Origin of the sequence: Enterobacter sp. AN-K1 (genome assembly GCF_020971765.1) — a bacterium.
Classification (GTDB): Bacteria; Pseudomonadota; Gammaproteobacteria; order Enterobacterales; family Enterobacteriaceae; genus Enterobacter; species Enterobacter hormaechei_C.
The window spans coordinates 3558261-3583771 of record NZ_CP087390.1 but is presented as its reverse complement, the minus strand read 5'-3'; the positions used below and the strand labels follow the sequence as shown (position 1 = coordinate 3583771).

Below are 25511 nucleotides of genomic sequence, written 5' to 3'. Positions count from 1 at the left end.
GTGGGAGAGGGCCGGGGTGAGGGCATCAGCCCGCACCAGATCACGACTTACGCGTTTTTCAGCACTTCGCTGACAATCTCTACCGCTTCTTTCTCAATCTGCTGACGATGCTCAGCGCCGAGGAAACTTTCGCAATAGATTTTGTACGCATCTTCCGTACCGGATGGACGCGCGGCGAACCAGCCGTTTTCGGTCATCACTTTCAGGCCGCCGATGGATGCGCCGTTACCCGGCGCCGCCGTCAGACGCGCGGTGATCGGGTCACCTGCCAGGGTACTGGCACTGACCATCTCCGGAGAGAGTTTTGACAGAGCTGCTTTTTGCGCAGACGTGGCGCTAGCCTGAATACGGTTATAGCTTGGCGCACCAAAACGTTCCGCCAGCTCGTTGTAATGTTCCTGCGGGTTCTTACCGGTGACCGCGGTGATTTCCGCCGCCAGCAGGCACATGATGATGCCGTCTTTATCGGTTGACCATGGGGTGCCGTCGAAGCGCAGGAAGGATGCCCCCGCGCTCTCTTCACCGCCAAAGCCGAAGCTGCCGTCGTGCAGACCGTCAACAAACCACTTGAAGCCCACCGGCACTTCCACCAGCTTGCGACCCAGTGCGTCGACCACACGGTCAATCATAGCGGAAGAGACCAGCGTTTTACCCACCGCGACCTCTTTGCCCCACTGCGGACGGTGCTGGAAGAGATAATTGATTGCAACAGCCAGGTAGTGGTTCGGGTTCATCAGCCCTGCCGGGGTGACGATACCGTGGCGGTCGTAGTCCGGGTCGTTGGCAAACGCCAGATCGAACTTGTCGCGCAGCGCCAGCAGGCCAGCCATTGCGCATTCGGAGGAGCAGTCCATACGGATCGCGCCGTCTTTGTCCAGGTGCATAAAGCGGAAGGTCTGATCGACGTGATCGTTCACGATGGTCAGATCCAGCTTGTAGTGCTCGGCAATGCGTTTCCAGTATTCAATGCCGGAGCCGCCCAGTGGATCCACGCCCAGCTTCAGACCGGCTTTCTGGATAGCGGCCATATCGACGATATCCGCCAGCCCTTCCACGAACGGCTGCACCAGATCCTGCTCTTTCACGTGGCCGGAGGCCATGGCTTCATCCAGCGAGATGCGTTTCACACCGTTCAGACCGTTAGCCAGTAACGCGTTGGCACGATCTTCCACCACTTTCGTGACGTTGGTATCCGCCGGGCCACCGTTAGGTGGGTTGTACTTGATGCCGCCATCTTCCGGTGGGTTGTGGGACGGGGTGATCACAATGCCGTCAGCCTGCGCGCCACCTTTTTTGTTGTGTACCAGAATAGCGTTAGAAACCGCTGGCGTTGGCGTGAAACCGTTGTTCTCCTGAACAATCATGTCTACGCCGTTCGCCGCCAGCACTTCCAGCACGGAGATAAAAGCAGGTTCAGACAGGGCGTGGGTATCTTTCCCTACATAGCACGGACCGGTGACGCCATTTTTGGCGCGCTCTTCCGCGATGGCCTGAGCAATGGCCAGAATGTGCGGTTCGTTAAAGCTGTGGCGCGCCGCACTACCGCGGTGGCCAGATGTACCAAACTTCACTGCGTGTTCTGCGTTGCCCACCACCGGCTTCAGCACGTAGTACTGCGCGGTCAGTTGAGCGACGTTAATCAAATCGCTTTGTTGTGCAGGTTGTCCTGCACGGCTGTGATTTGCCATTGCCTGGTCCTTCTGATGCAAGGGTTAAATTGTACCGCAAACCTTTTCGATCAATTCCGCCGGGAACTGCATGGACTGCATGATATGTTCGATCATGCTGCACTTACGGCCCGTATTGGTGTTGGTGATCACCCAGTATGGTGTACCGGGAACGTGTTTGGGCTTGGTTTGGTTGCCATTTTGCAGCAGGGTCTGCTCGTCGCCTGCGAAGTAAACGCGCGTGCGACCGTGCAGCGACTCTGTCGCTTCTGCAAATGCGTTGTTATCCAGTGAGTAAAGTGTAGACAGCACCAGCATAAAGCGGTTAACCGCCTTTTTCTGCTCGGCATATTCATCGGACAGCAGCAGCTCGCGCATCGCGCGCACTTTGTCTTTTGCCGGCATGACGGCAGGTTTTACTTGTGCAACAACGCTCGGCTGAGACACGACATCTTTAGTGACAGGAGTGGGCTGTGAGGCGGCGGAAATTTTAAGCATGCGCCGTAAAATGTCGGACGCGCTCTCCCCAATATGCCGCGTCTGGCTGGCAATATACTGATAGAGTTCGTCATCAACTTCGATTGTTTTCATCTTAATCCAGTGCGATATCTTATCTGAATACAAGTCGTTGAGATTATAAGGTCAAATCCCAACAGCGGATAGCGTCAAACCAGGTTGGCGGCAAAAGTCAGATTAAACTGGATCCTTGCCCCCGGGCGGCAGAATGGTCAACATGATACCCTAACCTGATAAACCTAAAAAAAGAACTTTGCCATGAAATTGAATACCCGAGCGCAAACTGCACAATCGCCGAACAATAATTCTCCCATCGTACTGGTTCACGGCCTGTTTGGTAGCCTGGATAATCTGGGTGTGCTTGCGCGCGATTTAGTGGCCGATCACGCGATCCTCCAGGTTGATATGCGCAATCACGGTCTTTCTGGGCGCTCGGAGGAGATGACCTACGCAGCCATGGCGCAGGATCTGCGGGACACCCTCGATGCGAATAATATCCAGAAAGCGACGCTTATCGGGCATTCAATGGGCGGCAAAGCGGTGATGGCGCTCACTGCGCTGGCCCCTGAGCGAATTTCCGGGCTGGTGGTCATCGACGTTGCGCCCGTCAATTACGACGTTCGCCGTCACGATGAGATTTTTGCCGCCATCAATGCGGTCACCGAAGCGGGTGTCGCAACCCGCCAGCAGGCGGCTGCCGTTATGCGTGAGCATCTTGATGAGGAAGGCGTGGTCCAGTTCCTGCTGAAATCGTTTGTTGACGGACAATGGCGCTTTAACGTCCCGGTATTGTGGGATCAGTATTCGCATATTGTGGGCTGGGAAACCGTCCCCGCCTGGCCGCACCCTACCCTTTTTATTCGCGGCGGCAACTCCCCTTACGTCACTGATGCGTACCGTGACACGCTGCTGGCGCAATTCCCGCAGGCTCGCGCTCACGTTATTGCGGGTGCCGGGCACTGGGTACACGCGGAAAAACCGGATGCCGTCCTGCGCGCCATTCGCCGCTATCTTACTGATACAGCGAATTGATTAAAAAGCCAGCGACCGGAAGACGACGGGCTTCCAGTCGTTGGCGTGTGGATTTGGGTGATGTATGATGGCGCGCTTATCGCCCGGGCATTAGCAGGGCGGCGTGTTTCCCCCGAAGTCTCAGAATCATGGCCAAAGAACAAACGGACCGTACGACACTAGATCTGTTCGCGAATGAGCGTCGACCGGGACGACCGAAAACGAATCCGCTTTCGCGCGATGAACAGCTGCGTATCAATAAACGCAACCAGCTTAAACGCGATAAAAATCGTGGGCTTAAGCGTGTCGAACTGAAGCTGAATGCCGATGCCGTCGATGCGCTTAACGAGTTAGCTGACGCGCGCAACATCAGCCGCAGCGAACTGATCGAAGAGATGCTGATCGCCCAGCTTGAGACGTTACGCGGCAAGGCGTGAGTCAGAAAATCCCCAATATTACCTTTTTCATGTAGCACAGAGTGCAGTCCTGCGTGATAGCTGTTTCCGCAGGGTTGCCTGTTCTGCTATTATTGCCCTTATCCGTGGACAATTTGCGCCACCATACCATTAAGTTTCAAGAGGTTATTTTACTCATGGCAATCATCGGCATTTTCTTTGGCAGTGATACCGGCAATACTGAAAATATCGCAAAAAACATTCAAAAACAGCTCGGTAAAGACGTTGCTGATGTGCATGACATCGCCAAGAGCAGCAAAGAAGATCTCGAGGGCTATGACATCCTGCTGCTGGGCATCCCGACCTGGTACTACGGTGAAGCACAGTGTGACTGGGACGATTTCTTCCCGACGCTGGAAGAAGTAGACTTCAACGGCAAGCTGGTTGCCCTGTTTGGCTGTGGCGATCAGGAAGACTATGCTGAGTATTTCTGTGATGCGCTGGGCACTATTCGCGACATCATTGAGCCACGCGGTGCGGCGATCGTCGGTCACTGGCCAACGGCGGGTTACCATTTCGAAGCGTCCAAAGGTCTGGCAGATGACGATCACTTCGTTGGCCTGGCCATTGATGAAGACCGTCAGCCAGAGCTGACCGCTGAGCGTGTAGAAAAATGGGTTAAGCAGGTTCGTGAAGAGCTGAACCTGGACGATATCCTTAACGCCTGATATCCCTGCGGCGCAACTCCGGTTGCGCCCGTTTTCCAGGTAGAACCGATTAAATTAATTGCTACAAACTTTTAACTTTTTCGCCCAGACCTGTACAATATCCCCCTGGTAAAAAGTGGGTGCCATCGAACAAGTTTGTTGGTGATACCACGTTTTTATAAGCATACTTTGCTTGAGACTTGCAGTTTTCATTTAGCCATGGCAGTTCTATAATGAGACGCATTATCCCAAGTGCATTTTCTGTCACTTCTTCTTTTGAAGTGAATCGTTTAGCAACAGGACAGATTCCGCATGACTGACAACAATACCGCATTAAAGAAAGCTGGCCTGAAAGTAACGCTTCCTCGGTTAAAAATCCTTGAAGTGCTTCAGGGGCCAGACAATCACCATGTCAGTGCGGAAGACCTTTATAAGCGTCTTATCGATATGGGTGAAGAGATTGGGCTGGCAACCGTCTATCGTGTGCTGAACCAGTTTGATGACGCGGGCATTGTTACTCGTCATAATTTCGAAGGCGGTAAATCCGTGTTCGAGCTGACTCAGCAGCATCACCACGATCACCTGATCTGCCTCGACTGTGGCAAGGTCATTGAATTTAGCGATGATTCCATTGAATCACGCCAGCGTGAAATCGCCGCCCGTCATGGCATCCGCCTGACCAACCACAGCCTGTACCTGTACGGTCACTGCGCTGAAGGCGATTGCCGCGAAGACGACCACGCGCACGACGCGAAATAATATCGTGTTTATACTCTGAGCCAGCCGTAAGGTTGGCTTTTTTTTGCCTGAAAAAAGCCCGGTGGCGCTGCGCTTACCGGGCCTACGGGCTGTGACACCGTTGTAGGCCCGGTAAGCGCAGCGCCACCGGGCGTAAAGCAACTTATTTATTGTTATTGCGAATCTCGTCCCAGATCTTATCGCAACGCTTCGCCACTTCCTGATCGTTACCGCTTTTCCGCGCCTGGATACAGGCCTGGTAATCCATCACGCGAACATTTTCCTGCGTCGCAAACTGCTCATGCGCTTTCTCTTTTTTCAGCACATTCAGCACGCTCTGGCAGGCTTCAATCTTCTCTGGCGATCCTTGTGCTGTATTGATGCAGGCGCTATACGCCTCCTTCAGACGGGAGTCTTCTTTCTGCGCCTGATCCTGCGCACACGCCACCAGCCCCGATGCCAGCAGCGCAACGATTACCATTTTTTTCATCATATGCAGTCTCCATGCAGGCGGGATTTCGCCCGCCAGCGTGTTCATCAGAAGATTGTGAATGGCGCAATGACCATGAATTTCACGTCACGTTCATCCTGGAAGATGTTGCCGTAACCGCCCGCGTAGCTCGGGATATCGGAGTGGTTGTCATACTGGGTGAAGTGCAGTTTGAACATCGTGCCTTTCGCACGGCCCTCCTGAAGGGTGTAAATCGCATCCAGACTGTATGAAGACTCTTTCAGACGGTAATTCGGATCGTAGTAGGCGTCTGGCGTAGCCATATCTGCTGGCTTCGCGTCCCAGGCGTACGCGTAGGACGCACCCACCGCCCAGCCAGGCAGGTTCCAGTTCTTCAGGTCATACATTGCGCCGAAGAAGACCGCCTTTTCGCCGTCGGCGTTAAAGTCAGAGCGGTTATCCCACCAGATATCCAGACGACCATTGGAAGAGGCGTAGGTTGGCGTCATACGTTGCAGGAAGTAGCCCTGCTGCCCTTCTGCCTTGACCCATGTTCCCTCCAGACGTAAATCAACCTGACCTACCTTGTAGCCGAAGGTCAGCGCCTGTAACCACGCGGTGCCGTCATAGATATCATTTACGCTGCCATCACTGACTTTGTCGCGCGTACCGTAGAACTGATAGCTGGTGCTCAGCGGGCTACCCGCGATATCAAATTTGTAGCTGGCTTTAGCAAAGTACTGATCGATATAGCCTTCAGCCTGACCAAAAGCAGCTTCCAGCACCAGATCGTTTTTGAAGTCGTACTTCGCCCCCAGCGAGTGGAGATAATCAACTTTGGTTTTTTTATCATTCTGATAGAACTTGTCCATCTCAATGTGCCACGGCGCTTTGTACTCGTTGGTCCACATATAGGAGAAGCTCAACGCCCCCGCATCGCCGTAGTCAAAATTAGCACCGGCTTCCGCACCCTGATAGGTACCTGGCATAAAGCTCCAGTGCGGTGCTAACAGCGTCTGGCCGGTTGGCTGGATATAACCTCCACGCGCCCAGACCGGACCATATTTGAATTTTGCAGCCGCTTTATACAGGCTGATTCCGCTTTTATCGCCGGACCAGTCTTCGTCGTAGGCTTTATTGCTGGAGGAGAACGCAATTTCGTTCGGATGGCCGCTGTCGCCATTTTCGGCCATTTCAATTGCGGTGAACGCTGCAATATCGATCCCGAACATATCGGCGGCATATCCCGACTGGAAATCAAGGTTGGCGTTCCAGGTCGAGTGAGAAAGGTTGGTTTTGTATTTATCTTCAGTGACGTCTTTACGGTCACGCTCACGCTGCCAGTAATAAATACCGCCCGTGAGGGTGGAATCTTCGATGAAACCTGCTGCTTTTGCCTCTGGCGCAACCACCAGGCCCGACATTGCTGTCACACCGGCGATAGCCAGCGCCAGCGCACTACGTTTGCCACTGAACGTACGCATAGATTATTCCTCTTTGACGAATTAAAACGCCTTAAACGGCGAAAAACAGAAAAGACCAAGTGGTCAGGGGTAGTCAGAAATACCCTCGAATTAACTACCGTCTTTAGGTTATTTTTCGCGGCGCGAATTATCAATGCTTTTAATCAGGCAAAAGTCAGGATTATGACGAAGAGCACATATTTCGTAGTGCTTTGTAACATTTACCGGAAAGCAAGTACTGGCGGGGGAATGCGCTAATTTTCAGTAAGTAACATTGATATTGTGAATATATTTTTCAGCGTTTCTGTTTTTGGAAAACAACAAACTTTTTTAAATAAAATAAGTAGCACCACATTGACCTGGAATGTTGGCTTTAATTCATCATCCCGATGCTTAACGACATGATCGTTAAATAAAAAAACGCCGCATTACGCGGCGTTTGTTTCTCATTGACCATGCCAGCGTTATTATTCGCCGATCTTAGTCCAGGTATCACGCAGACCGACGGTACGGTTAAATACCGGTTTTTCCGCCGTGCTGTAACGGCTGTCCAGGCAGAAGTAACCCTCACGTTCAAACTGGAACGCTTTACCGGCTTCAGCGGCTTTCAGAGACGGCTCGGCATACCCCTGTTTGATAATCAACGACTCAGGGTTGATAACCGCCAGGAAGTCCTCCGCAGCGCCTGGGTTAGGTACGCTGAACAGACGATCGTAGAGACGGATCTCAACCGGCAGCGCATGCTGCGCACTCACCCAGTGGATCACACCTTTCACTTTACGGCCATCCGCCGGATCTTTACTCAGCGTCTCTGCGTCGTACGTACAGAAGATGGTCGTGATGTTACCTTCCGCATCTTTCTCTACGCGCTCGGCTTTGATTACATAGGCGTTACGCAGACGCACTTCTTTGCCCAGCACCAGACGCTTGTACTGCTTGTTCGCTTCTTCGCGGAAGTCGGCGCGATCGATCCAGATTTCACCGCTGAACGGCACGTCGCGGGTACCCATTTCCGGTTTATTCGGATGGTTAGGCATCGAGACCAGTTCGCTTCCGCCCTGCGGATAGTTTTCGATGACCAGTTTCACTGGATCGATCACTGCCATCGCGCGCGGCGCGTTTTCGTTCAGGTCTTCACGAATGCAGGATTCCAGAGACGCCATTTCGATGGTGTTGTCCTGCTTGGTAACGCCAATACGTTTGCAGAACTCACGAATGGACGCCGAGGTATAGCCACGACGACGCAGGCCAGAGATGGTCGGCATACGCGGGTCGTCCCAGCCTTCAACGTGCTTGTCGGTGACCAGCAGGTTCAGCTTACGCTTGGACATCACGGTGTATTCCAGGTTCAGACGAGAGAACTCGTACTGACGCGGATGCACAGGAATGGTGATGTTATCCAGCACCCAGTCGTACAGACGACGGTTGTCCTGGAATTCCAGCGTGCACAGAGAGTGCGTAATGCCTTCCAGCGCATCGCTGATGCAGTGGGTGAAGTCGTACATCGGGTAGATGCACCACTTGTTACCGGTCTGGTGGTGTTCAGCGAACTTAATGCGGTACAGCACCGGATCGCGCATCACGATGAACGGAGACGCCATATCGATTTTGGCACGCAGACACGCTTTACCTTCTTCGAAGCCACCGGCACGCATTTTTTCAAACAGCGCCAGGTTCTCTTCCACGCTACGATCGCGGAACGGGCTGTTTTTACCAGGCTGAGTCAGCGTACCGCGGTATTCACGGATTTCGTCAGCAGACAGCTCGTCAACGTATGCCAGACCTTTGTTAATCAGTTCAACCGCATAGGCATACAGCTGATCGAAATAGTCTGAGGAGTAGCAGATATCGCCAGACCAGTTGAAGCCCAGCCATTGCACGTCGTTTTTAATCGACTCAACGTATTCGATGTCTTCTTTTACTGGGTTGGTGTCATCGAAACGCAGGTTGCACTGCCCCTGGTAATCTTGCGCAATACCAAAGTTCAGGCAGATCGATTTGGCGTGACCAATGTGCAGGTAGCCATTTGGCTCCGGCGGGAAACGCGTGTGGACTGTGGTGTGCTTACCACTGGCCAGATCTTCATCGATGATCTGACGAATAAAGTTACTCGGGCGGGCTTCTGCCTCACTCATCGTGGATTCCTCAAAGCGTAAACAACGTATAACGGCATATGATCTTATAAGCCGGACGTAGTGACAACCCTTAAAACGTCCCGGAAGAAAATAATGGGGGCAATTGCTGCAAAAAAAAGCGGCGGAGGATATCCCCCGCCGCTAAAGGCATAACTCTACTCAGGAGCGATTACTTGCCTTTAATCTCATACAGTGGCGTCTGGCCTGCAACCACCTGACCCTGCGCCTGGATCACCAGACCGCTGAAGTCGTCGATGTTGCTGCACACGACCGGGCTTATCATGGAGCGCGCGTTGGCATTCAGGAAGTCCAGATCCATTTCCAGAATCGGCTGACCTGCCGCCACTTCAGCACCCTCTTCCACCAGACGAGTAAAGCCCTGACCGTTCAGCGCAACGGTATCGATACCCATATGGACAACGATCTCCGCGCCTTTTTCCGTTTCCAGGCAGAACGCGTGGTTGGTGTTGAAGATTTTCACGATAGTACCGGCAGCCGGAGAGACCACGGTTTTGTCCGTTGGTTTCACCGCCACGCCGTCACCGACCGCTTTGCTGGCGAACGCTTCGTCAGGCACCTGCTCAAGCGCAACAACGTCACCTGTCACCGGAGAAACCAGCGCAGCGATGGTCACCGCGTTTGGCACAGCCTGCGGTTTTGCAACCGGCGCGTCAGCCACTGCCGCGTTATCCGTTGAGGCGGCAGCGACCGGCCCACGGGCAACCACTTTTTTCATTTCATCGCCGATAGATTCGGCTTTCGCACCCACGATAACCTGGATGGTTTGTTTGTTCAGTTTCACCACACCAGACGCACCCAGGCGTTTGCACATTGCATCGCTCACGCGCGCGGAGTCACCTACGGTCAGACGCAGACGGGTAATACAGGCATCGATCGCTTTCAGGTTGTCGGTGCCACCCACAGCGGCAATGTAGTTGGTTGCCAGCTGGGTTAAACCCTCTTCGGTATTGCTGTTGGCTTCACTGGTCACAACATCATCTTTCGTATCTTCGCGGCCCGGCGTCTTCAGGTTAAACATACGAATAACCGCGCTGAACAGAACGAAGTAGATAACGAAGAAGATCAGGCCCATCACCATCAGGATCCAGACGTTGCTGCTTGCCGCCGGCAGGTTGTACATCAACACATAGTCGATGGCGCCTGCGGAGAAGGAGAAGCCAGCATGGATACCCAGAAGGGTGGCGACGAACAGGCTGATACCGGTCAGGATCGCGTGCATCAGATACAGCAGCGGAGCCAGGAACATGAACAGGAATTCCAGTGGCTCGGTCACGCCGGTCAGGAAGGCGGTGATCGCAACGGACAGCAGCATCCCGCCAACCATTGGGCGACGCGCTTTCGGCGCAGCCAGGTACATTGCCAGCGCCGCGCCAGGCAGACCAAACATCATGATTGGGAAGAAGCCAGACATGAACATGCCCGCGGTGCCGTCGCCTGCGTAGAAGCGGTTGATATCACCGTGGAATACCGCGCCGGCCGCGTTGGTGAACTCACCAATCTGGAACCAGGCGATGGTGTTCAGTACCTGATGCAGACCGGTTGGGATCAGCAGACGGTTAATGAAACCGAAGATGCCCGCGCCCATTGCGCCCGCAGACACGATCCACTCGCCACCCGCATGGATAGCATGCTGCACCGGTGGCCAAACGTAGCCAAAGATGGCGGCGAGGATCAGACAGAAAAAGCCCGTCGCAATCGGCACAAAACGTTTACCGCCGAAGAAGCTCAGGAAGTCAGGAAGTTTGATACCTGCCCAACGGTTGTACACGGCGCCACCCACCAGGCCGGTAATGATACCTGCCAGCACACCCATATTGATTTCAGGGTTGATGGTTACCATCGCTTTCGTGAGGATGAAGTAACCGACAGCCCCTGCCAGTGCCGCGGCACCAGCGCTGTCTTTTGACCAGCTTGACGCCACACCGATGGCGAAAATCAGCGCCAGGTTGTCAAAAATTGCGCCGCCTGCCTGGGCGATAAACGGCACGTTAAGAAGATCGGGTTGCCCGAATCGCAGCAGCAACGCTGCAACCGGTAGCACGGCGATAGGGAGCTGCAAAGCCCTACCGAGGCGCTGGAAAAAACCTAAAATATTCATCCTATTCCCCCTACGAGACCCTTTGTTAAGACTCGCGCATAAACTATGTTTTTATTGTGTCACGAACGATAGATACAGTTGATGATTCACTGGCAGTGTGAGTGTGTGAAAAATTAATTCGTATCGCAAATTAAACACCTATTTTTTGTGATTATTGTCACCAAATATCGTATTAAACCCTCCCTTTCACTGGCTAACGACGAAAACTTATTTTATCATTCAAAAAATCAAGACGGATTGATCCGGCCTGAAAGGTTCCAGGTTACGCTTAGTTCAGGTTGCACTAATCATCCGCCCACTTTTACTTAAACTTTAGAGGTGAATAATGAGACTGATTCCCCTGGCAACAGCTGAACAAGTCGGAAAATGGGCTGCTCGTCATATCGTTAACCGCATCAACGCATTCAAACCAACAGCCGATCGTCCTTTCGTTCTCGGTCTTCCAACCGGCGGCACGCCCCTGACCGCGTATAAAGCTCTGGTTGAAATGCACAAAGCGGGCCAGGTTAGCTTTAAACACGTTGTGACCTTCAACATGGACGAATATGTCGGCCTGCCGAAGGAACATCCGGAAAGTTACCACAGCTTTATGCACCGTAATTTCTTCGATCACGTTGATATTCCGGCTGAAAACATTAACCTGCTGAATGGAAACGCGCCTGATATTGACGCAGAATGCCGTCAGTATGAAGAAAAAATCCGTTCCTACGGTAAAATCCACCTGTTTATGGGCGGCGTAGGCAACGATGGTCATATCGCGTTCAACGAACCGGCATCTTCACTGGCTTCCCGTACCCGTATTAAAACGCTGACCCATGATACGCGCGTGGCTAACTCCCGCTTCTTTGACGGCGACGTCAATCAGGTGCCTAAATACGCGCTGACCGTGGGCGTGGGCACGCTGCTGGATGCCGAAGAAGTGATGATTCTGGTGCTGGGCGCGGTGAAAGCGCAAGCGCTTCAGGCTGCCGTTGAAGGCAACGTGAACCATATGTGGACGATCAGCTGCTTACAGCTGCATCCAAAAGCGGTTGTCGTGTGTGACGAACCGTCCACCATGGAGCTGAAAGTGAAAACGCTGAAATACTTCAACGAGCTGGAAGCTGAGAACATCAAAGGTCTGTAATTGAATAACCGCCTCTTTTATCCGAGGCGGTCGCTTTTTTTAACCGGGGGTCGATATGTACGCTTTAACCCACGGTCGGATTTATACCGGCCATGAAATTCTGGATGACCATGCGATTGTAATCGCCAATGGCCTGATTGAACGTGTTTGCCCGCTGGCGGAACTGCCGCCGGAGATCGAACAGCGTTCCCTCAATGGAGCAGTAATCTCCCCCGGTTTCATCGACGTACAGCTTAACGGCTGCGGCGGTGTCCAGTTTAACGATACCGCAGAGGCGGTATCGGTTGAAACGCTGGAAATCATGCAAAAAGCCAACGAGAAATCGGGCTGCACCAGCTATCTGCCAACGCTGATCACCAGCAGCGATGACCTGATGAAACAGGGTATCCGCGTCATGCGCGAATACCTGGCAAAACATCCGAATCAGGCGCTGGGCCTGCACCTGGAAGGACCATGGCTGAATATGGTCAAGAAAGGCACCCATAACCCAAACTACGTGCGCAAACCGGATGCCGAGCTGGTGGATTACATGTGCGCCAATGCCGATGTGATCACCAAAGTAACGCTGGCCCCGGAAATGACCGGCACGGACGTTATCAGCAAACTGGCCGCCGCCGGGATTGTGGTGTCTGCGGGCCATTCGAACGCGACGCTGAAAGAGGCGAAGGCCGGTTTCCGCGCAGGCATTACGTTTGCCACACACCTTTATAACGCGATGCCCTATATTACTGGCCGCGAACCGGGACTGGTTGGCGCCATTCTGGATGAACCAGACGTCTACTGCGGCATTATCGCCGACGGCTTGCATGTCGATTACACCAACATCCGCAACGCCAAACGCCTGAAAGGCGACAAGCTCTGCCTTGTGACGGATGCTACCGCTCCGGCAGGGGCGAATATTGACCAGTTCATTTTTGCTGGTAAAACAATATACTACCGGAATGGACTGTGTGTGGATGAGAACGGCACGCTGAGCGGTTCTTCTCTGACGATGATCGAAGGGGTACGTAACCTCGTTGAACATTGCGGCATCGCGCTTGAGGAAGTGCTGCGCATGGCCACGCTTTATCCGGCGCGCGCCATTGGCGTCGATAAACAGCTCGGCGGTATTGCGCCAGGTATGGTTGCAAACCTGACGGCGTTCACACACGATTATAAAATTATTAAGACCATCGTTAATGGTAACGAGGTCGTCACTGAGTAAGTAAAAGTATGACACCAGGCGGACAAGCTCAAATCGGTAATGTCGATCTCGTTAAACAACTTAACAGCGCGGCGGTTTATCGCCTGATTGACCAGCACGGGCCAATCTCACGCATTCAGATAGCCGAACAAAGCCAGCTTGCTCCCGCCAGCGTGACAAAAATTACACGTCAGCTCATTGAGCGCGGCCTGATCAAAGAAGTCGATCAGCAGGCCTCCACCGGGGGCCGCCGCGCGATTTCCATCGTCACGGAAACCCGCAATTTTCAGGCCATTGGCGTTCGCTTAGGACGTCATGACACCACGCTTACGCTCTACGATCTGAGCAGCAAGGCCATTGCCGAAGAACACTACCCCCTTCCTGAGCGCACGCAGGAGACGCTTGAACACGCGTTGCTGAATACCATTGCGCATTTCATCGAAAGCTGTCAGCGCAAGATCCGTGAACTCATCGCCATCTCGGTGATTTTGCCCGGCCTGGTTGACCCGGAAAGCGGCGTTATTCGCTACATGCCGCATATTAAGGTAGAGAACTGGGGGCTGGTTGAGGCGCTGGAAAAGCGCTTCAAGCTGACCTGCTTTGTTGGTCACGATATTCGCTCGCTGGCGCTGGCGGAGCACTACTTTGGTGCGAGCCAGGACTGCGAAGACTCTATTCTGGTGCGCGTTCACCGTGGTACAGGTGCGGGCATCATCTCGAATGGCCGCATTTTTATTGGCCGTAACGGTAACGTAGGCGAGATTGGTCATATCCAGGTGGAACCGCTTGGCGAGCGCTGCCACTGCGGTAACTTTGGCTGTCTTGAAACCGTTGCCGCCAATGCCGCCATTGAACATCGCGTTCGCCATCTGCTGGAGCAGGGTTACCAGAGCCGCGTCACGCTGGACGATTGTAAGATCGGCGCCATCTGCAAAGCGGCAAACAAAGGCGATGCGCTGGCCTGCGAAGTGATCGAACAGGTAGGACGCCACCTGGGTAAGACCATCGCCATTGCCATCAACCTGTTTAATCCGCAGAAAGTGGTGATTGCCGGCGAGATCGTTGAAGCCGAAAAAGTGTTACTGCCCGCCATTGAAGGCTGCATCAATACCCAGGCGCTGAAGGCATTTCGCCAGAATTTGCCGGTGGTGCGATCTACGCTCGATCACCGCTCGGCAATTGGCGCATTCGCCCTGGTAAAACGTGCCATGCTCAACGGGATCCTGCTGCAACATTTGCTGGAATCCTGATCGGACCTTATAGTAACGCCTTCTTTTTTTGATGTCGGATTGTCCATGACCATTAAGAATGTAATTTGTGATATCGACGGCGTGCTGATGCACGACAACGTTGCCGTGCCGGGTGCTGCGGAGTTTCTTCACCGCATCATCGACAAAGGAATGCCACTGGTTCTTCTCACGAACTACCCTTCACAGACTGGTCAGGATCTGGCAAACCGCTTTGCTACCGCAGGCGTCAACGTCCCGGACAGCGTGTTCTATACCTCTGCGATGGCGACCGCGGATTTCCTGAAGCGTCAGGAAGGCAAAAAAGCCTATGTCGTTGGTGAAGGTGCGCTGATCCACGAGCTGTATAAAGCGGGCTTCACCATCACCGACGTGAACCCGGACTTTGTCATCGTGGGCGAAACGCGCTCCTTTAACTGGGAGATGATGCATAAGGCAGCCTACTTTGTCGCCAACGGTGCGCGTTTTATCGCCACCAACCCGGACACGCACGGTCGTGGTTTTTATCCCGCCTGCGGTGCGCTTTGCGCCGGTATCGAAAAAATCTCGGGTCGTAAGCCGTTTGTTGTCGGTAAACCGAGCCCGTGGATCATCCGCGCCGCACTGAATACGATGCAGGCACACTCAGAAGAAACCGTCATTGTGGGCGACAACCTGCGTACCGATATTCTGGCTGGCTTCCAGGCGGGGCTTGAAACCATCCTGGTGCTTTCTGGCGTTTCACAGCTTGATGACATTGATACGATGCCGTTCCGGCCAAGCTGGATTTACCCTTCTGTCGACGAAATCGACGTTATTTGATTCAGAACCACGCCTAAGGGCGTGGTTTTTCATTTCTGCCGTCTGAAAACATCACTTCATCTAACGAAATCAGCCCTTCATTGAGAAATCATCAATAGAATTGCTTAAGACATACTCTTTTTTTAAGATTCGGCAATCGCCATTGCACTTTTTACGTTTTCATCGGTAAAACGCTTGCGCCCCCTCCCCCTTTTACGGCATTTTCATAAGCAAGCAACATCACAACGCAACAGGGTTAACGGAGAAGGTTATGTGTTCTATTTTTGGCGTACTGGATATTAAAACTGACGCGGGCGAACTGCGTAAAAAAGCACTCGAATTGTCCCGCCTGATGCGCCATCGCGGTCCGGACTGGTCAGGCGTATACGCCAGCGATAAAGCGATTCTGGCTCATGAACGTCTCTCCATTGTTGATGTCAACGCTGGCGCACAGCCGCTGTATAACGAGAAAAAAACGCACGCGCTGGCTGTTAACGGTGAAATTTACAACCATCAGGCGCTGCGCGCCGAGTACGGCGATCGCTACGCGTTTCAGACCGGCTCAGACTGCGAAGTGATCCTGGCGCTGTATCAGGAGAAAGGCCCGGAGTTCCTCGACGATCTGCAAGGTATGTTCGCCTTCGCGCTGTACGACAGCGAAAAAGACGCTTACCTGATTGGCCGCGACCATATCGGTATTATCCCGCTGTACATGGGACACGATGAGCACGGCAACTTCTACGTTGCCTCAGAGATGAAAGCCCTGGTACCGGTGTGCCGCACCATCAAAGAGTTCCCGGCAGGTAGCTACCTGTGGAGTAAAGACGGCGAGATCCGCCCGTACTACCAGCGCGACTGGTTTGATTATGAGGCGGTGAAAGACAACGTGACGGACAAAGCCGAACTGCGTCAGGCCCTGGAAGAGTCAGTGAAAAGCCACCTGATGTCAGACGTACCTTACGGCGTACTGCTCTCCGGCGGTCTGGACTCCTCCGTGATCTCCGCGATCACCAAGAAATTCGCCGCACGTCGCGTGGAAGATCAGGAGCGCTCTGAAGCCTGGTGGCCGCAGCTGCACTCCTTTGCCGTGGGTCTGGAAGGGGCACCTGACCTGAAAGCCGCCCAGGAAGTGGCAAATCATCTCGGCACGGTGCACCATGAAATTCACTTCACCGTACAGGAAGGTCTGGATGCGATCCGCGATGTGATCTATCACATTGAAACCTATGATGTGACCACCATTCGCGCCTCCACACCGATGTATTTGATGTCGCGGAAGATCAAAGCGATGGGCATCAAGATGGTGCTCTCCGGCGAGGGTTCTGACGAAGTGTTTGGCGGTTACCTCTATTTCCACAAAGCGCCAAACGCCAAAGAGCTGCATGAAGAAACGGTGCGTAAGCTACAGGCGCTGCACATGTTTGACTGCGCGCGCGCCAACAAAGCGATGTCCGCCTGGGGTGTGGAAGCCCGCGTGCCGTTCCTCGATAAGAAATTCCTTGATGTGGCGATGCGCATCAACCCGCAGGACAAAATGTGCGGCAACGGCAAAATGGAGAAACATATCCTGCGAGAATGTTTTGAATCCTACCTGCCGGCGAGCGTGGCGTGGCGTCAGAAAGAGCAGTTCTCGGATGGCGTGGGTTACAGCTGGATCGACACCCTGAAAGAGGTGGCGGCGAAACAGGTTTCTGATCAACAACTGGAAACTGCGAGCTTCCGTTTCCCGTACAACACGCCAGCCTCGAAAGAAGCGTATTTGTACCGTGAGATCTTTGAGGAGCTGTTCCCGGTTCCAAGCGCAGCAGAGTGCGTACCGGGTGGCCCATCGGTCGCCTGCTCTTCTGCTAAAGCCATTGAATGGGATGAATCATTCAAAGCGATGAACGATCCGTCAGGACGCGCGGTGGGCGTTCACCAGTCTGCCTATAAATAATGTTCAGAGTATCATCAGGCCCTCCGGGGCCTGATTTTTTTGTCTCTCTTTTCTCCGCATAAAATCGATTAATAACCAATAATTGTCGAATATTCGGCCTCGCTGTTCGCAACCTAACCAAACAGTCACATTCCGGCTATTTTCATTGAAAAAGGTGTTGACGCTGCAAGGGTCTATACGCATAATGCGCCCCGCAACGCCGATAAGGTAACGCGAAAAAAAGATGGCTACGTAGCTCAGTTGGTTAGAGCACATCACTCATAATGATGGGGTCACAGGTTCGAATCCCGTCGTAGCCACCATCTTTTTTGCGGGAGTGGCGAAATTGGTAGACGCACCAGATTTAGGTTCTGGCGCCGCAAGGTGTGCGAGTTCAAGTCTCGCCTCCCGCACCATTCCCAGGTAAGCGTTGCACGGATGGGGTATCGCCAAGCGGTAAGGCACCGGTTTTTGATACCGGCATTCCCTGGTTCGAATCCAGGTACCCCAGCCATATTTCTTCGATTATGCGGTTCTCCGCGGTATTGGGGTATCGCCAAGCGGTAAGGCACCGGTTTTTGATACCGGCATTCCCTGGTTCGAATCCAGGTACCCCAGCCATCGAAGATTGCAGTACTGGCTACGTAGCTCAGTTGGTTAGAGCACATCACTCATAATGATGGGGTCACAGGTTCGAATCCCGTCGTAGCCACCATATTTATGTTATCGAATACGATTCGGTAAACTGAACATTGTTGGGGTATCGCCAAGCGGTAAGGCACCGGATTCTGATTCCGGCATTCCGAGGTTCGAATCCTCGTACCCCAGCCACTTTAAAGTCGTTAAGCAGTTTGTTTAACGCAATTGGGGTGTCGCCAAGCGGTAAGGCTCTGGTTTCTGATACCAGCATTCCGGGGTTCGAATCCCTGCACCCCAGCCACTTAAAACAAACAAGCCCGCTCTGCGGGCTTTTTTGTTTTTGTACAGAATTGTGCGGCCTGATGCCCTCACCCTGACCCTCTCCCACGGGGAGAGGGGAAAAGGATTAGAGTCCGAGGGCGTATTTCAGGGCCTGACGCTTCAGCCCACCGGCACGCTCCGCCGCCATCAATCCAATATTGCGCACTATACGCACCGGACCAACATCGTTGCTGAACCCGGCATAGAACAGATCCATCCCCGACTGCATAATGAAGTTATCCGCCATACGGCGCGTCTGGTAGCGCTTCAGTACCTGATGGCTGGCCCAGGCTTCCGCGTGGGCGCGAGCGTTACCCAGCACATCCAGTAACGCATCGACGTCACGGTATCCCAGATTCACCCCCTGCCCCGCCAGCGGATGAATGGTGTGCGCCGCGTCCCCCACCAGCACCAGTCCTTCACGGGCATACTGCAACGCATGGCGTCGCATCAGCGGGAATGCGCCGGCGGCAACCGGGGTCACGTTGCCCAGACGGCTGGGGAAGTGCTGGCGGATTTCGCGCTGCAACTGATCCATGGACAGCCCCTGCAACTGTCGAATGCGCGCCGGTTTGTCGTACCACACCAGCGAGGCCCAGTTATCAAACAGCGGTAAGAATGCATGCGGGCCGTTCGGCGTAAAATGCTGCCAGGTGCTTTCGCCCGGCGCGTTTTCTGACTGAACGGTGATCAGCATGCAGGACTGCTGGTACTGCCAGGCATGGATCCCAATGCCTGCCATCAGCCTGACCTGCGAGTTCGCGCCATCCGCCCCTACCACCAGCTTCACGGCCAGCTCATCGTCGTTGTCCAGCGTCAGGAGATACCCGCCATCATGACGATGCAGGGCTTTCAGCGAGTCCGGAACGCGCAGCGTCACCTTCGGGTGCGCCTCCAGCGCCTGCCAGAGTGCCTGCTGGAGCACGTTGTTTTCCACCATATAGCCCAGGCGCGGCAGTTTCAGCTCGGCGGCATCAAACGACACGTGAGCATTTTCCCACTCCCAGGTTTCAAGACGGCTGTATGGGTGCGCGCGCATCGCCAGCACCGCCTCCCAGACGCCCAGCCCGCGAAGCAGATCAACAGAGGCCGCGCTGATGGCGGAAATACGCACGTCCGGTTGGCTGGCAGGATCGAATGCCGGCGGAGCCGCCTGTTCAATAACGGTTACGTCAAATCCCTGCTGCGCCAGCCCCAGCGCCAGTGCGCCGCCGACCATACCGCCGCCAACAACGGCAACTTCGGTTTTCAGGAGTGTCATGGTCACTATTCCTTATTGGAGAATACCTTAAGTTTACCGGATTTTTGCGGCCCTGAGGTTGACAACCTTCATACTGGTCACAACCGCACCAAAGCATTACAATACGCGGCTTGCAATCCTGAGCTGAGCAAGTCGATGACTAAAAAACTCCATATAAAAACCTGGGGCTGTCAGATGAACGAATACGATTCATCGAAGATGGCCGATCTGCTGGATACCACCCACGGATACCAGCTGACTGAAAATGCGAAAGAAGCCGATGTGCTGCTGCTGAACACCTGTTCAATTCGTGAAAAAGCACAGGAAAAAGTTTTTCATGTGTTAGGCCGCTGGAAGCTTCTCAAACGGAAAAATCCGGACCTGATTATTGGCGTGGGTGGCTGCGTCGCATCGCAGGAAGGTAAGCTGATCCGCCAGAGAGCCCCCTATGTGGATATCGTTTTTGGCCCTCAGACCCTGCACCGCCTGCCAGAGATGATTAATCAGGTTCGCGGCAGCCGTAGCCCGGTGGTTGACGTGAGCTTCCCGGAGATCGAGAAATTTGACCGTCTGCCTGAGCCGCGCGCTGATGGCCCGACCGCCTTCGTCTCCATCATGGAAGGCTGCAACAAATACTGTACTTACTGCGTGGTGCCTTACACCCGCGGTGAAGAAGTGAGCCGCCCGGCAGACGATATTCTGTTTGAAATCGCGCAGCTTGCCGCGCAGGGCGTTCGTGAAGTGAACCTGCTGGGTCAGAACGTGAACGCCTGGCGCGGGGAAAACTACGACGGTACCACCGGCAGCTTTGCTGAACTGCTACGTCTGGTGGCGGCGATTGACGGCATCGACCGCATTCGCTTTACCACCAGCCATCCGATGGAATTTACCGACGACATTATTGACGTCTATCGCGATACGCCAGAGCTGGTGAGCTTCCTGCACCTGCCGATCCAGTGCGGTTCTGATCGCGTGCTGAACCTGATGGGTCGTCCACATACGGTGCTCGAGTATAAGTCCACCATCCGCAAGCTGCGTGAAGCGCGCCCGGATATCCAGATTAGCTCCGACTTTATCGTCGGCTTCCCTGGCGAAACCGCTGATGACTTTGAGCGCACCATGAAGCTCATCGGCGAGGTGAATTTCGACGTCAGCTACAGCTTTATCTTCTCTGCGCGCCCGGGCACCCCTGCGGCCGATATGGTTGACGATGTGCCGGAAGAAGAGAAAAAGCAGCGTCTGTATATTCTACAGGAGCGTATCAACCAGCAGGCCAACGCCTGGAGTCGTCGTATGCTCGGTACTGTCCAGCGTATTCTGGTGGAAGGCACCTCCCGTAAGAGCGTCATGGAACTGTCTGGTCGAACCGAAAATAACCGCGTGGTGAATTTTGAAGGCACCCCGGACATGATCGGTAAGTTTGTGGACGTCGAGATTGTCGAAGTACTCACGAACTCGCTGCGCGGGAAGGTGGTACGCACTGAGGACGAAATGGGTCTGCGTATTGCCGAGACGCCGGAATCCGTTATCTCTCGCACCCGCAAAGTCAACGATTCTGGCGTAGGTATTTACCAGCCGTGATCCTCCTGGCCTGCCTGTCCGGCAGGCCTTGTATTTCCTCTCATCACCCCCAATATCTACCGCAACGCTTGCGCCTTTATTCTGTGGCGTGAATAATTTCGGTAATGACCGTTTTATTACGCCGTGTGGCCACAGGTCAGTTAACCAATTAAAGAGGAACAGTTTGAACATAGATACGCGTGAAATTAGCCTTGAGCCCGCAGACAACGCTCGCCTGCTGAGCCTGTGCGGGCCGTTTGATGACAATATCAAACAACTGGAGCGACGTCTGGGTATCGAAATCAATCGTCGCGATAACCATTTCAAACTCACCGGACGCCCAATCTGCGTCAACGCCGCGGCAGATATTCTCCGCAGCCTGTATGTTGATACCGCCCCGATGCGCGGTGAGATCCAGGATATTGAACCTGAACAGATCCACCTGGCCATTAAAGAGGCGCGCGTGCTTGAGCAGAGCGCGGAAAGCGTGCCGGACTATGGCAAAGCCATCAACATCAAAACTAAACGCGGCGTGATTAAGCCTCGTACCCCGAACCAGGCGCAGTACATCGCCAACATTCTCGACCACGACATCACCTTCGGCGTAGGCCCGGCGGGTACGGGTAAAACCTATCTGGCCGTTGCCGCTGCGGTCGATGCGCTCGAGCGTCAGGAGATCCGCCGTATCCTGCTGACCCGCCCTGCTGTTGAAGCCGGTGAAAAACTGGGCTTCCTGCCGGGCGATTTGAGTCAGAAAGTAGATCCCTACCTGCGCCCGCTGTATGACGCGCTGTTCGAAATGCTCGGCTTCGAGAAAGTTGAAAAGCTCATCGAGCGTAACGTGATTGAAGTTGCTCCGCTGGCCTACATGCGTGGCCGTACGCTTAACGACGCGTTCATCATTCTGGATGAGAGCCAGAACACCACCATCGAACAGATGAAGATGTTCCTGACGCGTATTGGCTTTAACTCGAAAGCGGTTATCACCGGTGACGTCACCCAGATTGACCTGCCGCGTAACACCAAATCGGGTCTGCGTCACGCCATCGAAGTCCTGGCCGAGGTAGAGGAAATCAGCTTTAACTTCTTCCACAGTGAAGACGTGGTACGCCATCCGGTCGTCGCGCGTATCGTTAACGCTTATGAGGCCTGGGAAGAGGCAGATCAGAAGCGCAGGGCCGAACTGGCCGCAGAACGTAAGCGCGAAGCGCAGGAGCATGAACAGAAATGAGTCAGGTGATCCTCGATTTACAGCTGGCCTGTGATGATAATTCCGGCATGCCAGAAGAGGCACAGTTTCAGAAATGGCTGGATGCCGTTATCCCCCAGTTTCAGGAAGAATCAGAGGTCACGATTCGCCTGGTGGATGAAGCAGAAAGCCATGAGCTCAACCTGACCTACCGCGGGAAAGATAAGCCGACCAACGTGCTCTCTTTCCCGTTCGAAGCCCCTCCGGGCATTGAGATGCCGCTGCTGGGCGATCTGATCATCTGCCGTCAGGTGGTTGAGCAGGAAGCCAAAGAGCAGCAAAAGCCGCTGGAAGCGCACTGGGCACACATGGTGGTGCACGGTAGCCTGCATCTTCTGGGTTACGACCATATTGAAGATGACGAAGCGGAAGAGATGGAATCCCTCGAGACAGAGATAATGCTTGCTCTGGGCTATGAGGATCCGTACATTGCCGAGAAAGAATAGTCAGTCACTGACTACCATGCCGCCGCGCAGGGACATAGCGCGGCGGTTAACATTGAACTAACAAGAGAACCCTTAACAAACGCCATGAGCGACGACAATTCACACAGTAGCGACACGACAACCACTAAAAAGGGATTTTTCTCCCTCATTCTGAACCAGCTTTTCCACGGCGAACCGAAAAACCGTGATGAACTGCTGGAGCTGATTCGTGATTCCGGGCAGAACGACCTTATCGACGAAGATACGCGCGAAATGCTCGAAGGGGTGATGGACATCGCCGACCAGCGCGTCCGCGACATCATGATCCCCCGCTCGCAGATGATTACCCTGAAACGCAACCAGACGCTGGACGAGTGCCTCGATGTGATTATCGAATCGGCTCACTCACGTTTCCCGGTCATCAGCGAAGACAAAGATCACATTGAAGGGATTTTGATGGCGAAAGATCTGCTGCCGTTTATGCGCAGCGATGCCGAAGCCTTCAGTATGGAAAAGGTGTTACGCCCGGCCGTGGTTGTGCCGGAAAGTAAACGTGTGGATCGGATGCTGAAGGAGTTTCGCTCCCAGCGCTATCACATGGCGATTGTTATTGATGAATTTGGTGGCGTTTCCGGTCTGGTCACAATCGAAGACATCCTTGAGCTGATCGTGGGCGAAATCGAAGATGAGTATGACGAAGAAGAGGATATCGACTTCCGTCAGCTGAGCCGCCACACCTGGACCGTGCGCGCGCTGGCCTCCATTGAAGACTTCAACGATACCTTTGGCACCAGCTTCAGCGATGAAGAAGTGGACACCATTGGTGGTCTGGTGATGCAGGCCTTCGGCCATCTTCCGGCCCGCGGTGAAACCGTTGACATCGATGGTTACCAGTTCAAGGTCGCAATGGCTGACAGCCGACGTATTATTCAGGTTCACGTCAGAATGCCGGACGACTCACCGGTGCCAAAACTGGAAGATTAATGTAAATGGCATTTGCCCCACTCTTTGAACGCCAGCGCGTCCGTTTGCTGCTGGCGCTGTTACTCGGAGCCAGCGGTACGCTGGCTTTTTCTCCTTACGATATCTGGCCAGCCGCTATTCTCTCCCTGATGGGGCTACAGGGTCTTACCCTGAACCGTCGTCCGGTACAGGCCGCGGCCATTGGCTACTTCTGGGGGCTGGGGCTGTTCGGCTCTGGTATCAACTGGGTCTACGTCAGTATCGCGCAATTTGGCGGAATGCCGGGGCCGGTTAACGTCTTCCTGGTTGTGCTGCTCGCCGCCTATCTCTCGCTCTACACCGGCCTGTTCGCGGGCATCCTGTCTCGCCTGTGGCCAAAAACGACCTGGCTGCGCGTGGCGATAGCGGCACCCGTTGTCTGGCAAATCACCGAATTTCTGCGCGGCTGGGTACTGACCGGCTTCCCGTGGTTGCAGTTCGGCTATAGCCAGGTAGACGGCCCGCTGAAAGGCCTGGCCCCGGTCATGGGCGTGGAGGCGATCAACTTCCTGCTCATGGCGGTCAGCGGCCTTCTGGTGCTGGCTCTGGTGACACGTAACTGGAAGCCGCTGGTTGCCGCGTTGATCCTGTTTGCCCTGCCCTTCCCGCTGCGTTATATCCAGTGGTTTACGCTGGAGCCCGCGCGCACCACGCAGGTTTCTCTGGTACAGGGCGATATCCCGCAGTCCCTAAAATGGGATGAGAATCAGCTGCTGAACACGCTGAAAATCTACGCCAACGCCACTGAAAAGGTGATGGGCAAATCGCAGCTCATCATCTGGCCTGAGTCTGCGATCCCGGACCTGGAGATCAATCAGCAGCCCTTCCTGAAGATGATGGACGATCTGCTGCGCGCGCGCGGCAGTACGCTGATCACCGGAATTGTGGATGCGCGTCTCAATCAGCAGAACCGCTATGACACGTACAACACGATCATTACGCTCGGTAAGGACAGCGAATACAGCTATACCTCCACCAATCGCTACAACAAAAACCACCTTGTACCGTTTGGCGAATTTGTTCCGCTGGAGTCTATTCTGCGCCCACTGGCACCGTTCTTTGATTTGCCGATGTCCTCATTCAGCCGGGGCCCTTACGTTCAGCCGCAGCTGCATGCGCACGGTTTTGCCCTGACGGCCGCCATTTGCTACGAGATTATCCTCGGCGAGCAGGTGCGCGATAATTTCCGCCCGGACACCGACTATCTGCTGACCATCTCAAACGATGCGTGGTTCGGTAAATCGATTGGCCCGTGGCAGCACTTCCAGATGGCGCGAATGCGTTCTCTGGAGCTGGCGCGTCCGTTGCTGCGCAGCACCAATAACGGCATTACCGCCGTGATTGGTCCGCAAGGTGAAATCCAGGCCATGATCCCGCAATTTACCCGTGAGGTGCTGACTACTAACGTCACGCCAACTACCGGGCTTACGCCTTACGCGCGCACCGGGCACTGGCCGCTGTGGATCCTGACTACGCTATTCGGCTTTGGCGCCGTACTGATGAGCCTGCGTCAGCGTCGTAAATAACCTTACCTTCTGTTGCCGGGTGGCGGCTACGCCTTACCCGGCCTACTCTCCAGCGCCGCCACCCGACAATTTCCTCCCAAACTTCAATTCTGGCAC

21 protein-coding genes and 7 tRNA genes are annotated in these 25511 nt (G+C 54.1%); 21 read left to right on the top strand and 7 right to left on the bottom strand.

Annotation, left to right across the window (positions count from 1 at the left end):
- Positions 1–47 precede the first annotated feature (47 nt).
- On the bottom strand, positions 48–1688 hold the full coding sequence (pgm, locus tag LOC22_RS17030; protein ID WP_163358791.1) for a phosphoglucomutase (alpha-D-glucose-1,6-bisphosphate-dependent): 1641 nt from the start codon (positions 1686–1688) through the stop codon (positions 48–50).
- Positions 1689–1712: 24 nt separating this feature from the next.
- Positions 1713–2258 (bottom strand): replication initiation negative regulator SeqA, encoded by a 546-nt coding sequence (seqA, locus tag LOC22_RS17025; protein WP_003858650.1) that lies wholly within the window; start codon positions 2256–2258, stop codon positions 1713–1715.
- Positions 2259–2441: 183 nt separating this feature from the next.
- Here seqA and ybfF point away from each other — a divergent pair, with 183 nt between their 5' ends.
- The 4 genes from ybfF to fur all read left to right on the top strand — a co-directional run bounded on the left by ybfF (position 2442) and on the right by fur (position 5055).
- A complete protein-coding gene (gene ybfF / locus LOC22_RS17020; protein ID WP_015571124.1) occupies positions 2442–3215 on the top strand; it encodes an esterase in 774 nt (257 codons plus the stop codon).
- A 128-nt stretch (positions 3216–3343) separates the two neighbouring features.
- Positions 3344–3631: a LexA regulated protein gene (ybfE, locus tag LOC22_RS17015; RefSeq protein WP_003858652.1), complete on the top strand. Its 288-nt coding sequence runs from the start codon at positions 3344–3346 to the stop codon at positions 3629–3631.
- A 155-nt stretch (positions 3632–3786) separates the two neighbouring features.
- Entirely contained in the window at positions 3787–4317 is a 531-nt protein-coding gene (gene fldA, locus LOC22_RS17010; protein ID WP_003858653.1) for a flavodoxin FldA, read from the top strand.
- Positions 4318–4608: 291 nt separating this feature from the next.
- Entirely contained in the window at positions 4609–5055 is a 447-nt protein-coding gene (gene fur / locus LOC22_RS17005) for a ferric iron uptake transcriptional regulator (RefSeq protein WP_010428651.1), read from the top strand.
- Between the two features lie 142 nt (positions 5056–5197).
- Here the strand turns inward: fur and chiQ are convergent, their stop codons facing one another.
- The 4 genes from chiQ to nagE all read right to left on the bottom strand — a co-directional run bounded on the left by chiQ (position 5198) and on the right by nagE (position 11202).
- The gene (gene chiQ, locus LOC22_RS17000) at positions 5198–5524 is read right to left on the bottom strand and encodes a ChiQ/YbfN family lipoprotein (RefSeq protein WP_032102682.1); all 327 of its coding nucleotides are present in this window, start codon (positions 5522–5524) and stop codon (positions 5198–5200) included.
- A 47-nt stretch (positions 5525–5571) separates the two neighbouring features.
- Positions 5572–6969 (bottom strand): chitoporin ChiP, encoded by a 1398-nt coding sequence (gene chiP, locus LOC22_RS16995; RefSeq protein WP_017694280.1) that lies wholly within the window; start codon positions 6967–6969, stop codon positions 5572–5574.
- A gap of 446 nt (positions 6970–7415) precedes the next feature.
- Positions 7416–9083, bottom strand: a complete 1668-nt coding sequence (gene glnS / locus LOC22_RS16985; protein ID WP_015571127.1) for a glutamine--tRNA ligase — start codon at positions 9081–9083, stop codon at positions 7416–7418.
- Between the two features lie 169 nt (positions 9084–9252).
- Entirely contained in the window at positions 9253–11202 is a 1950-nt protein-coding gene (nagE, locus tag LOC22_RS16980) for a PTS N-acetyl glucosamine transporter subunit IIABC (protein WP_032652976.1), read from the bottom strand.
- Positions 11203–11527: 325 nt separating this feature from the next.
- Here nagE and nagB point away from each other — a divergent pair, with 325 nt between their 5' ends.
- From nagB to LOC22_RS16920, 12 genes are all read left to right on the top strand, one after another.
- Positions 11528–12328 carry a glucosamine-6-phosphate deaminase gene (gene nagB, locus LOC22_RS16975; protein ID WP_003858663.1) on the top strand — a complete coding sequence of 267 codons (801 nt, stop codon included), beginning with the start codon at positions 11528–11530 and terminating at the stop codon, positions 12326–12328.
- A gap of 55 nt (positions 12329–12383) precedes the next feature.
- On the top strand, positions 12384–13532 hold the full coding sequence (nagA, locus tag LOC22_RS16970; RefSeq protein ID WP_023296119.1) for an N-acetylglucosamine-6-phosphate deacetylase: 1149 nt from the start codon (positions 12384–12386) through the stop codon (positions 13530–13532).
- A gap of 8 nt (positions 13533–13540) precedes the next feature.
- On the top strand, positions 13541–14761 hold the full coding sequence (nagC, locus tag LOC22_RS16965) for a DNA-binding transcriptional regulator NagC (RefSeq protein WP_006809613.1): 1221 nt from the start codon (positions 13541–13543) through the stop codon (positions 14759–14761).
- 45 nt (positions 14762–14806) lie between these two features.
- Complete coding sequence (nagD, locus tag LOC22_RS16960; RefSeq protein ID WP_003858667.1) at positions 14807–15559, top strand: ribonucleotide monophosphatase NagD; 753 nt, start codon at positions 14807–14809, stop codon at positions 15557–15559.
- 250 nt (positions 15560–15809) lie between these two features.
- Positions 15810–17474: an asparagine synthase B gene (gene asnB, locus LOC22_RS16955; RefSeq protein ID WP_015571128.1), complete on the top strand. Its 1665-nt coding sequence runs from the start codon at positions 15810–15812 to the stop codon at positions 17472–17474.
- Between the two features lie 225 nt (positions 17475–17699).
- A tRNA-Met gene (locus LOC22_RS16950) sits at positions 17700–17776 on the top strand.
- 8 nt (positions 17777–17784) lie between these two features.
- A tRNA-Leu gene (locus tag LOC22_RS16945) sits at positions 17785–17869 on the top strand.
- Between the two features lie 23 nt (positions 17870–17892).
- A tRNA-Gln gene (locus tag LOC22_RS16940) sits at positions 17893–17967 on the top strand.
- A 32-nt stretch (positions 17968–17999) separates the two neighbouring features.
- Positions 18000–18074: transfer RNA gene (locus LOC22_RS16935), tRNA-Gln, on the top strand.
- A gap of 17 nt (positions 18075–18091) precedes the next feature.
- A tRNA-Met gene (locus LOC22_RS16930) sits at positions 18092–18168 on the top strand.
- Positions 18169–18209: 41 nt separating this feature from the next.
- Positions 18210–18284: transfer RNA gene (locus LOC22_RS16925), tRNA-Gln, on the top strand.
- A 34-nt stretch (positions 18285–18318) separates the two neighbouring features.
- Positions 18319–18393, top strand: a tRNA-Gln gene (locus tag LOC22_RS16920).
- Positions 18394–18498: 105 nt separating this feature from the next.
- On the opposite strand, the gene ubiF is transcribed toward LOC22_RS16920, so the two are convergent.
- A complete protein-coding gene (gene ubiF, locus LOC22_RS16915) occupies positions 18499–19674 on the bottom strand; it encodes a 3-demethoxyubiquinol 3-hydroxylase (protein WP_230239072.1) in 1176 nt (391 codons plus the stop codon).
- A gap of 135 nt (positions 19675–19809) precedes the next feature.
- On the opposite strand from ubiF, the gene miaB reads away from it, so the two are divergent.
- From miaB to lnt, 5 genes are all read left to right on the top strand, one after another.
- Positions 19810–21234 (top strand): tRNA (N6-isopentenyl adenosine(37)-C2)-methylthiotransferase MiaB, encoded by a 1425-nt coding sequence (miaB, locus tag LOC22_RS16910; RefSeq protein WP_017382461.1) that lies wholly within the window; start codon positions 19810–19812, stop codon positions 21232–21234.
- Between the two features lie 163 nt (positions 21235–21397).
- Positions 21398–22444 carry a PhoH family protein gene (locus LOC22_RS16905; RefSeq protein ID WP_003858674.1) on the top strand — a complete coding sequence of 349 codons (1047 nt, stop codon included), beginning with the start codon at positions 21398–21400 and terminating at the stop codon, positions 22442–22444.
- The gene (gene ybeY, locus LOC22_RS16900; protein ID WP_017694310.1) at positions 22441–22908 is read left to right on the top strand and encodes an rRNA maturation RNase YbeY; all 468 of its coding nucleotides are present in this window, start codon (positions 22441–22443) and stop codon (positions 22906–22908) included. Before LOC22_RS16905 ends, ybeY begins: the two co-directional genes overlap by 4 nt.
- Positions 22909–22992: 84 nt before the next feature.
- Positions 22993–23871: a CNNM family magnesium/cobalt transport protein CorC gene (corC, locus tag LOC22_RS16895; protein ID WP_003858679.1), complete on the top strand. Its 879-nt coding sequence runs from the start codon at positions 22993–22995 to the stop codon at positions 23869–23871.
- 5 nt (positions 23872–23876) lie between these two features.
- The gene (lnt, locus tag LOC22_RS16890) at positions 23877–25415 is read left to right on the top strand and encodes an apolipoprotein N-acyltransferase (protein WP_230239071.1); all 1539 of its coding nucleotides are present in this window, start codon (positions 23877–23879) and stop codon (positions 25413–25415) included.
- The last annotated feature ends 96 nt before the right edge of the window (positions 25416–25511 follow it).

Coding starts and splice junctions, on each gene's coding strand:
- corC (WP_003858679.1), top strand. CDS start 22,993: ATGAGCGACGACAATTCACACAGTAGCGACACGACAACCACTAAAAAG.
- ybfE (WP_003858652.1), top strand. CDS start 3,344: ATGGCCAAAGAACAAACGGACCGTACGACACTAGATCTGTTCGCGAAT.
- chiQ (WP_032102682.1), bottom strand. CDS start 5,524: ATGAAAAAAATGGTAATCGTTGCGCTGCTGGCATCGGGGCTGGTGGCG.
- nagE (WP_032652976.1), bottom strand. CDS start 11,202: ATGAATATTTTAGGTTTTTTCCAGCGCCTCGGTAGGGCTTTGCAGCTC.
- seqA (WP_003858650.1), bottom strand. CDS start 2,258: ATGAAAACAATCGAAGTTGATGACGAACTCTATCAGTATATTGCCAGC.
- miaB (WP_017382461.1), top strand. CDS start 19,810: ATGACTAAAAAACTCCATATAAAAACCTGGGGCTGTCAGATGAACGAA.
- ubiF (WP_230239072.1), bottom strand. CDS start 19,674: ATGACACTCCTGAAAACCGAAGTTGCCGTTGTTGGCGGCGGTATGGTC.
- nagC (WP_006809613.1), top strand. CDS start 13,541: ATGACACCAGGCGGACAAGCTCAAATCGGTAATGTCGATCTCGTTAAA.
- pgm (WP_163358791.1), bottom strand. CDS start 1,688: ATGGCAAATCACAGCCGTGCAGGACAACCTGCACAACAAAGCGATTTG.
- ybeY (WP_017694310.1), top strand. CDS start 22,441: ATGAGTCAGGTGATCCTCGATTTACAGCTGGCCTGTGATGATAATTCC.
- glnS (WP_015571127.1), bottom strand. CDS start 9,083: ATGAGTGAGGCAGAAGCCCGCCCGAGTAACTTTATTCGTCAGATCATC.
- nagB (WP_003858663.1), top strand. CDS start 11,528: ATGAGACTGATTCCCCTGGCAACAGCTGAACAAGTCGGAAAATGGGCT.
- lnt (WP_230239071.1), top strand. CDS start 23,877: ATGGCATTTGCCCCACTCTTTGAACGCCAGCGCGTCCGTTTGCTGCTG.
- fldA (WP_003858653.1), top strand. CDS start 3,787: ATGGCAATCATCGGCATTTTCTTTGGCAGTGATACCGGCAATACTGAA.
- asnB (WP_015571128.1), top strand. CDS start 15,810: ATGTGTTCTATTTTTGGCGTACTGGATATTAAAACTGACGCGGGCGAA.
- nagD (WP_003858667.1), top strand. CDS start 14,807: ATGACCATTAAGAATGTAATTTGTGATATCGACGGCGTGCTGATGCAC.
- nagA (WP_023296119.1), top strand. CDS start 12,384: ATGTACGCTTTAACCCACGGTCGGATTTATACCGGCCATGAAATTCTG.
- ybfF (WP_015571124.1), top strand. CDS start 2,442: ATGAAATTGAATACCCGAGCGCAAACTGCACAATCGCCGAACAATAAT.
- fur (WP_010428651.1), top strand. CDS start 4,609: ATGACTGACAACAATACCGCATTAAAGAAAGCTGGCCTGAAAGTAACG.
- chiP (WP_017694280.1), bottom strand. CDS start 6,969: ATGCGTACGTTCAGTGGCAAACGTAGTGCGCTGGCGCTGGCTATCGCC.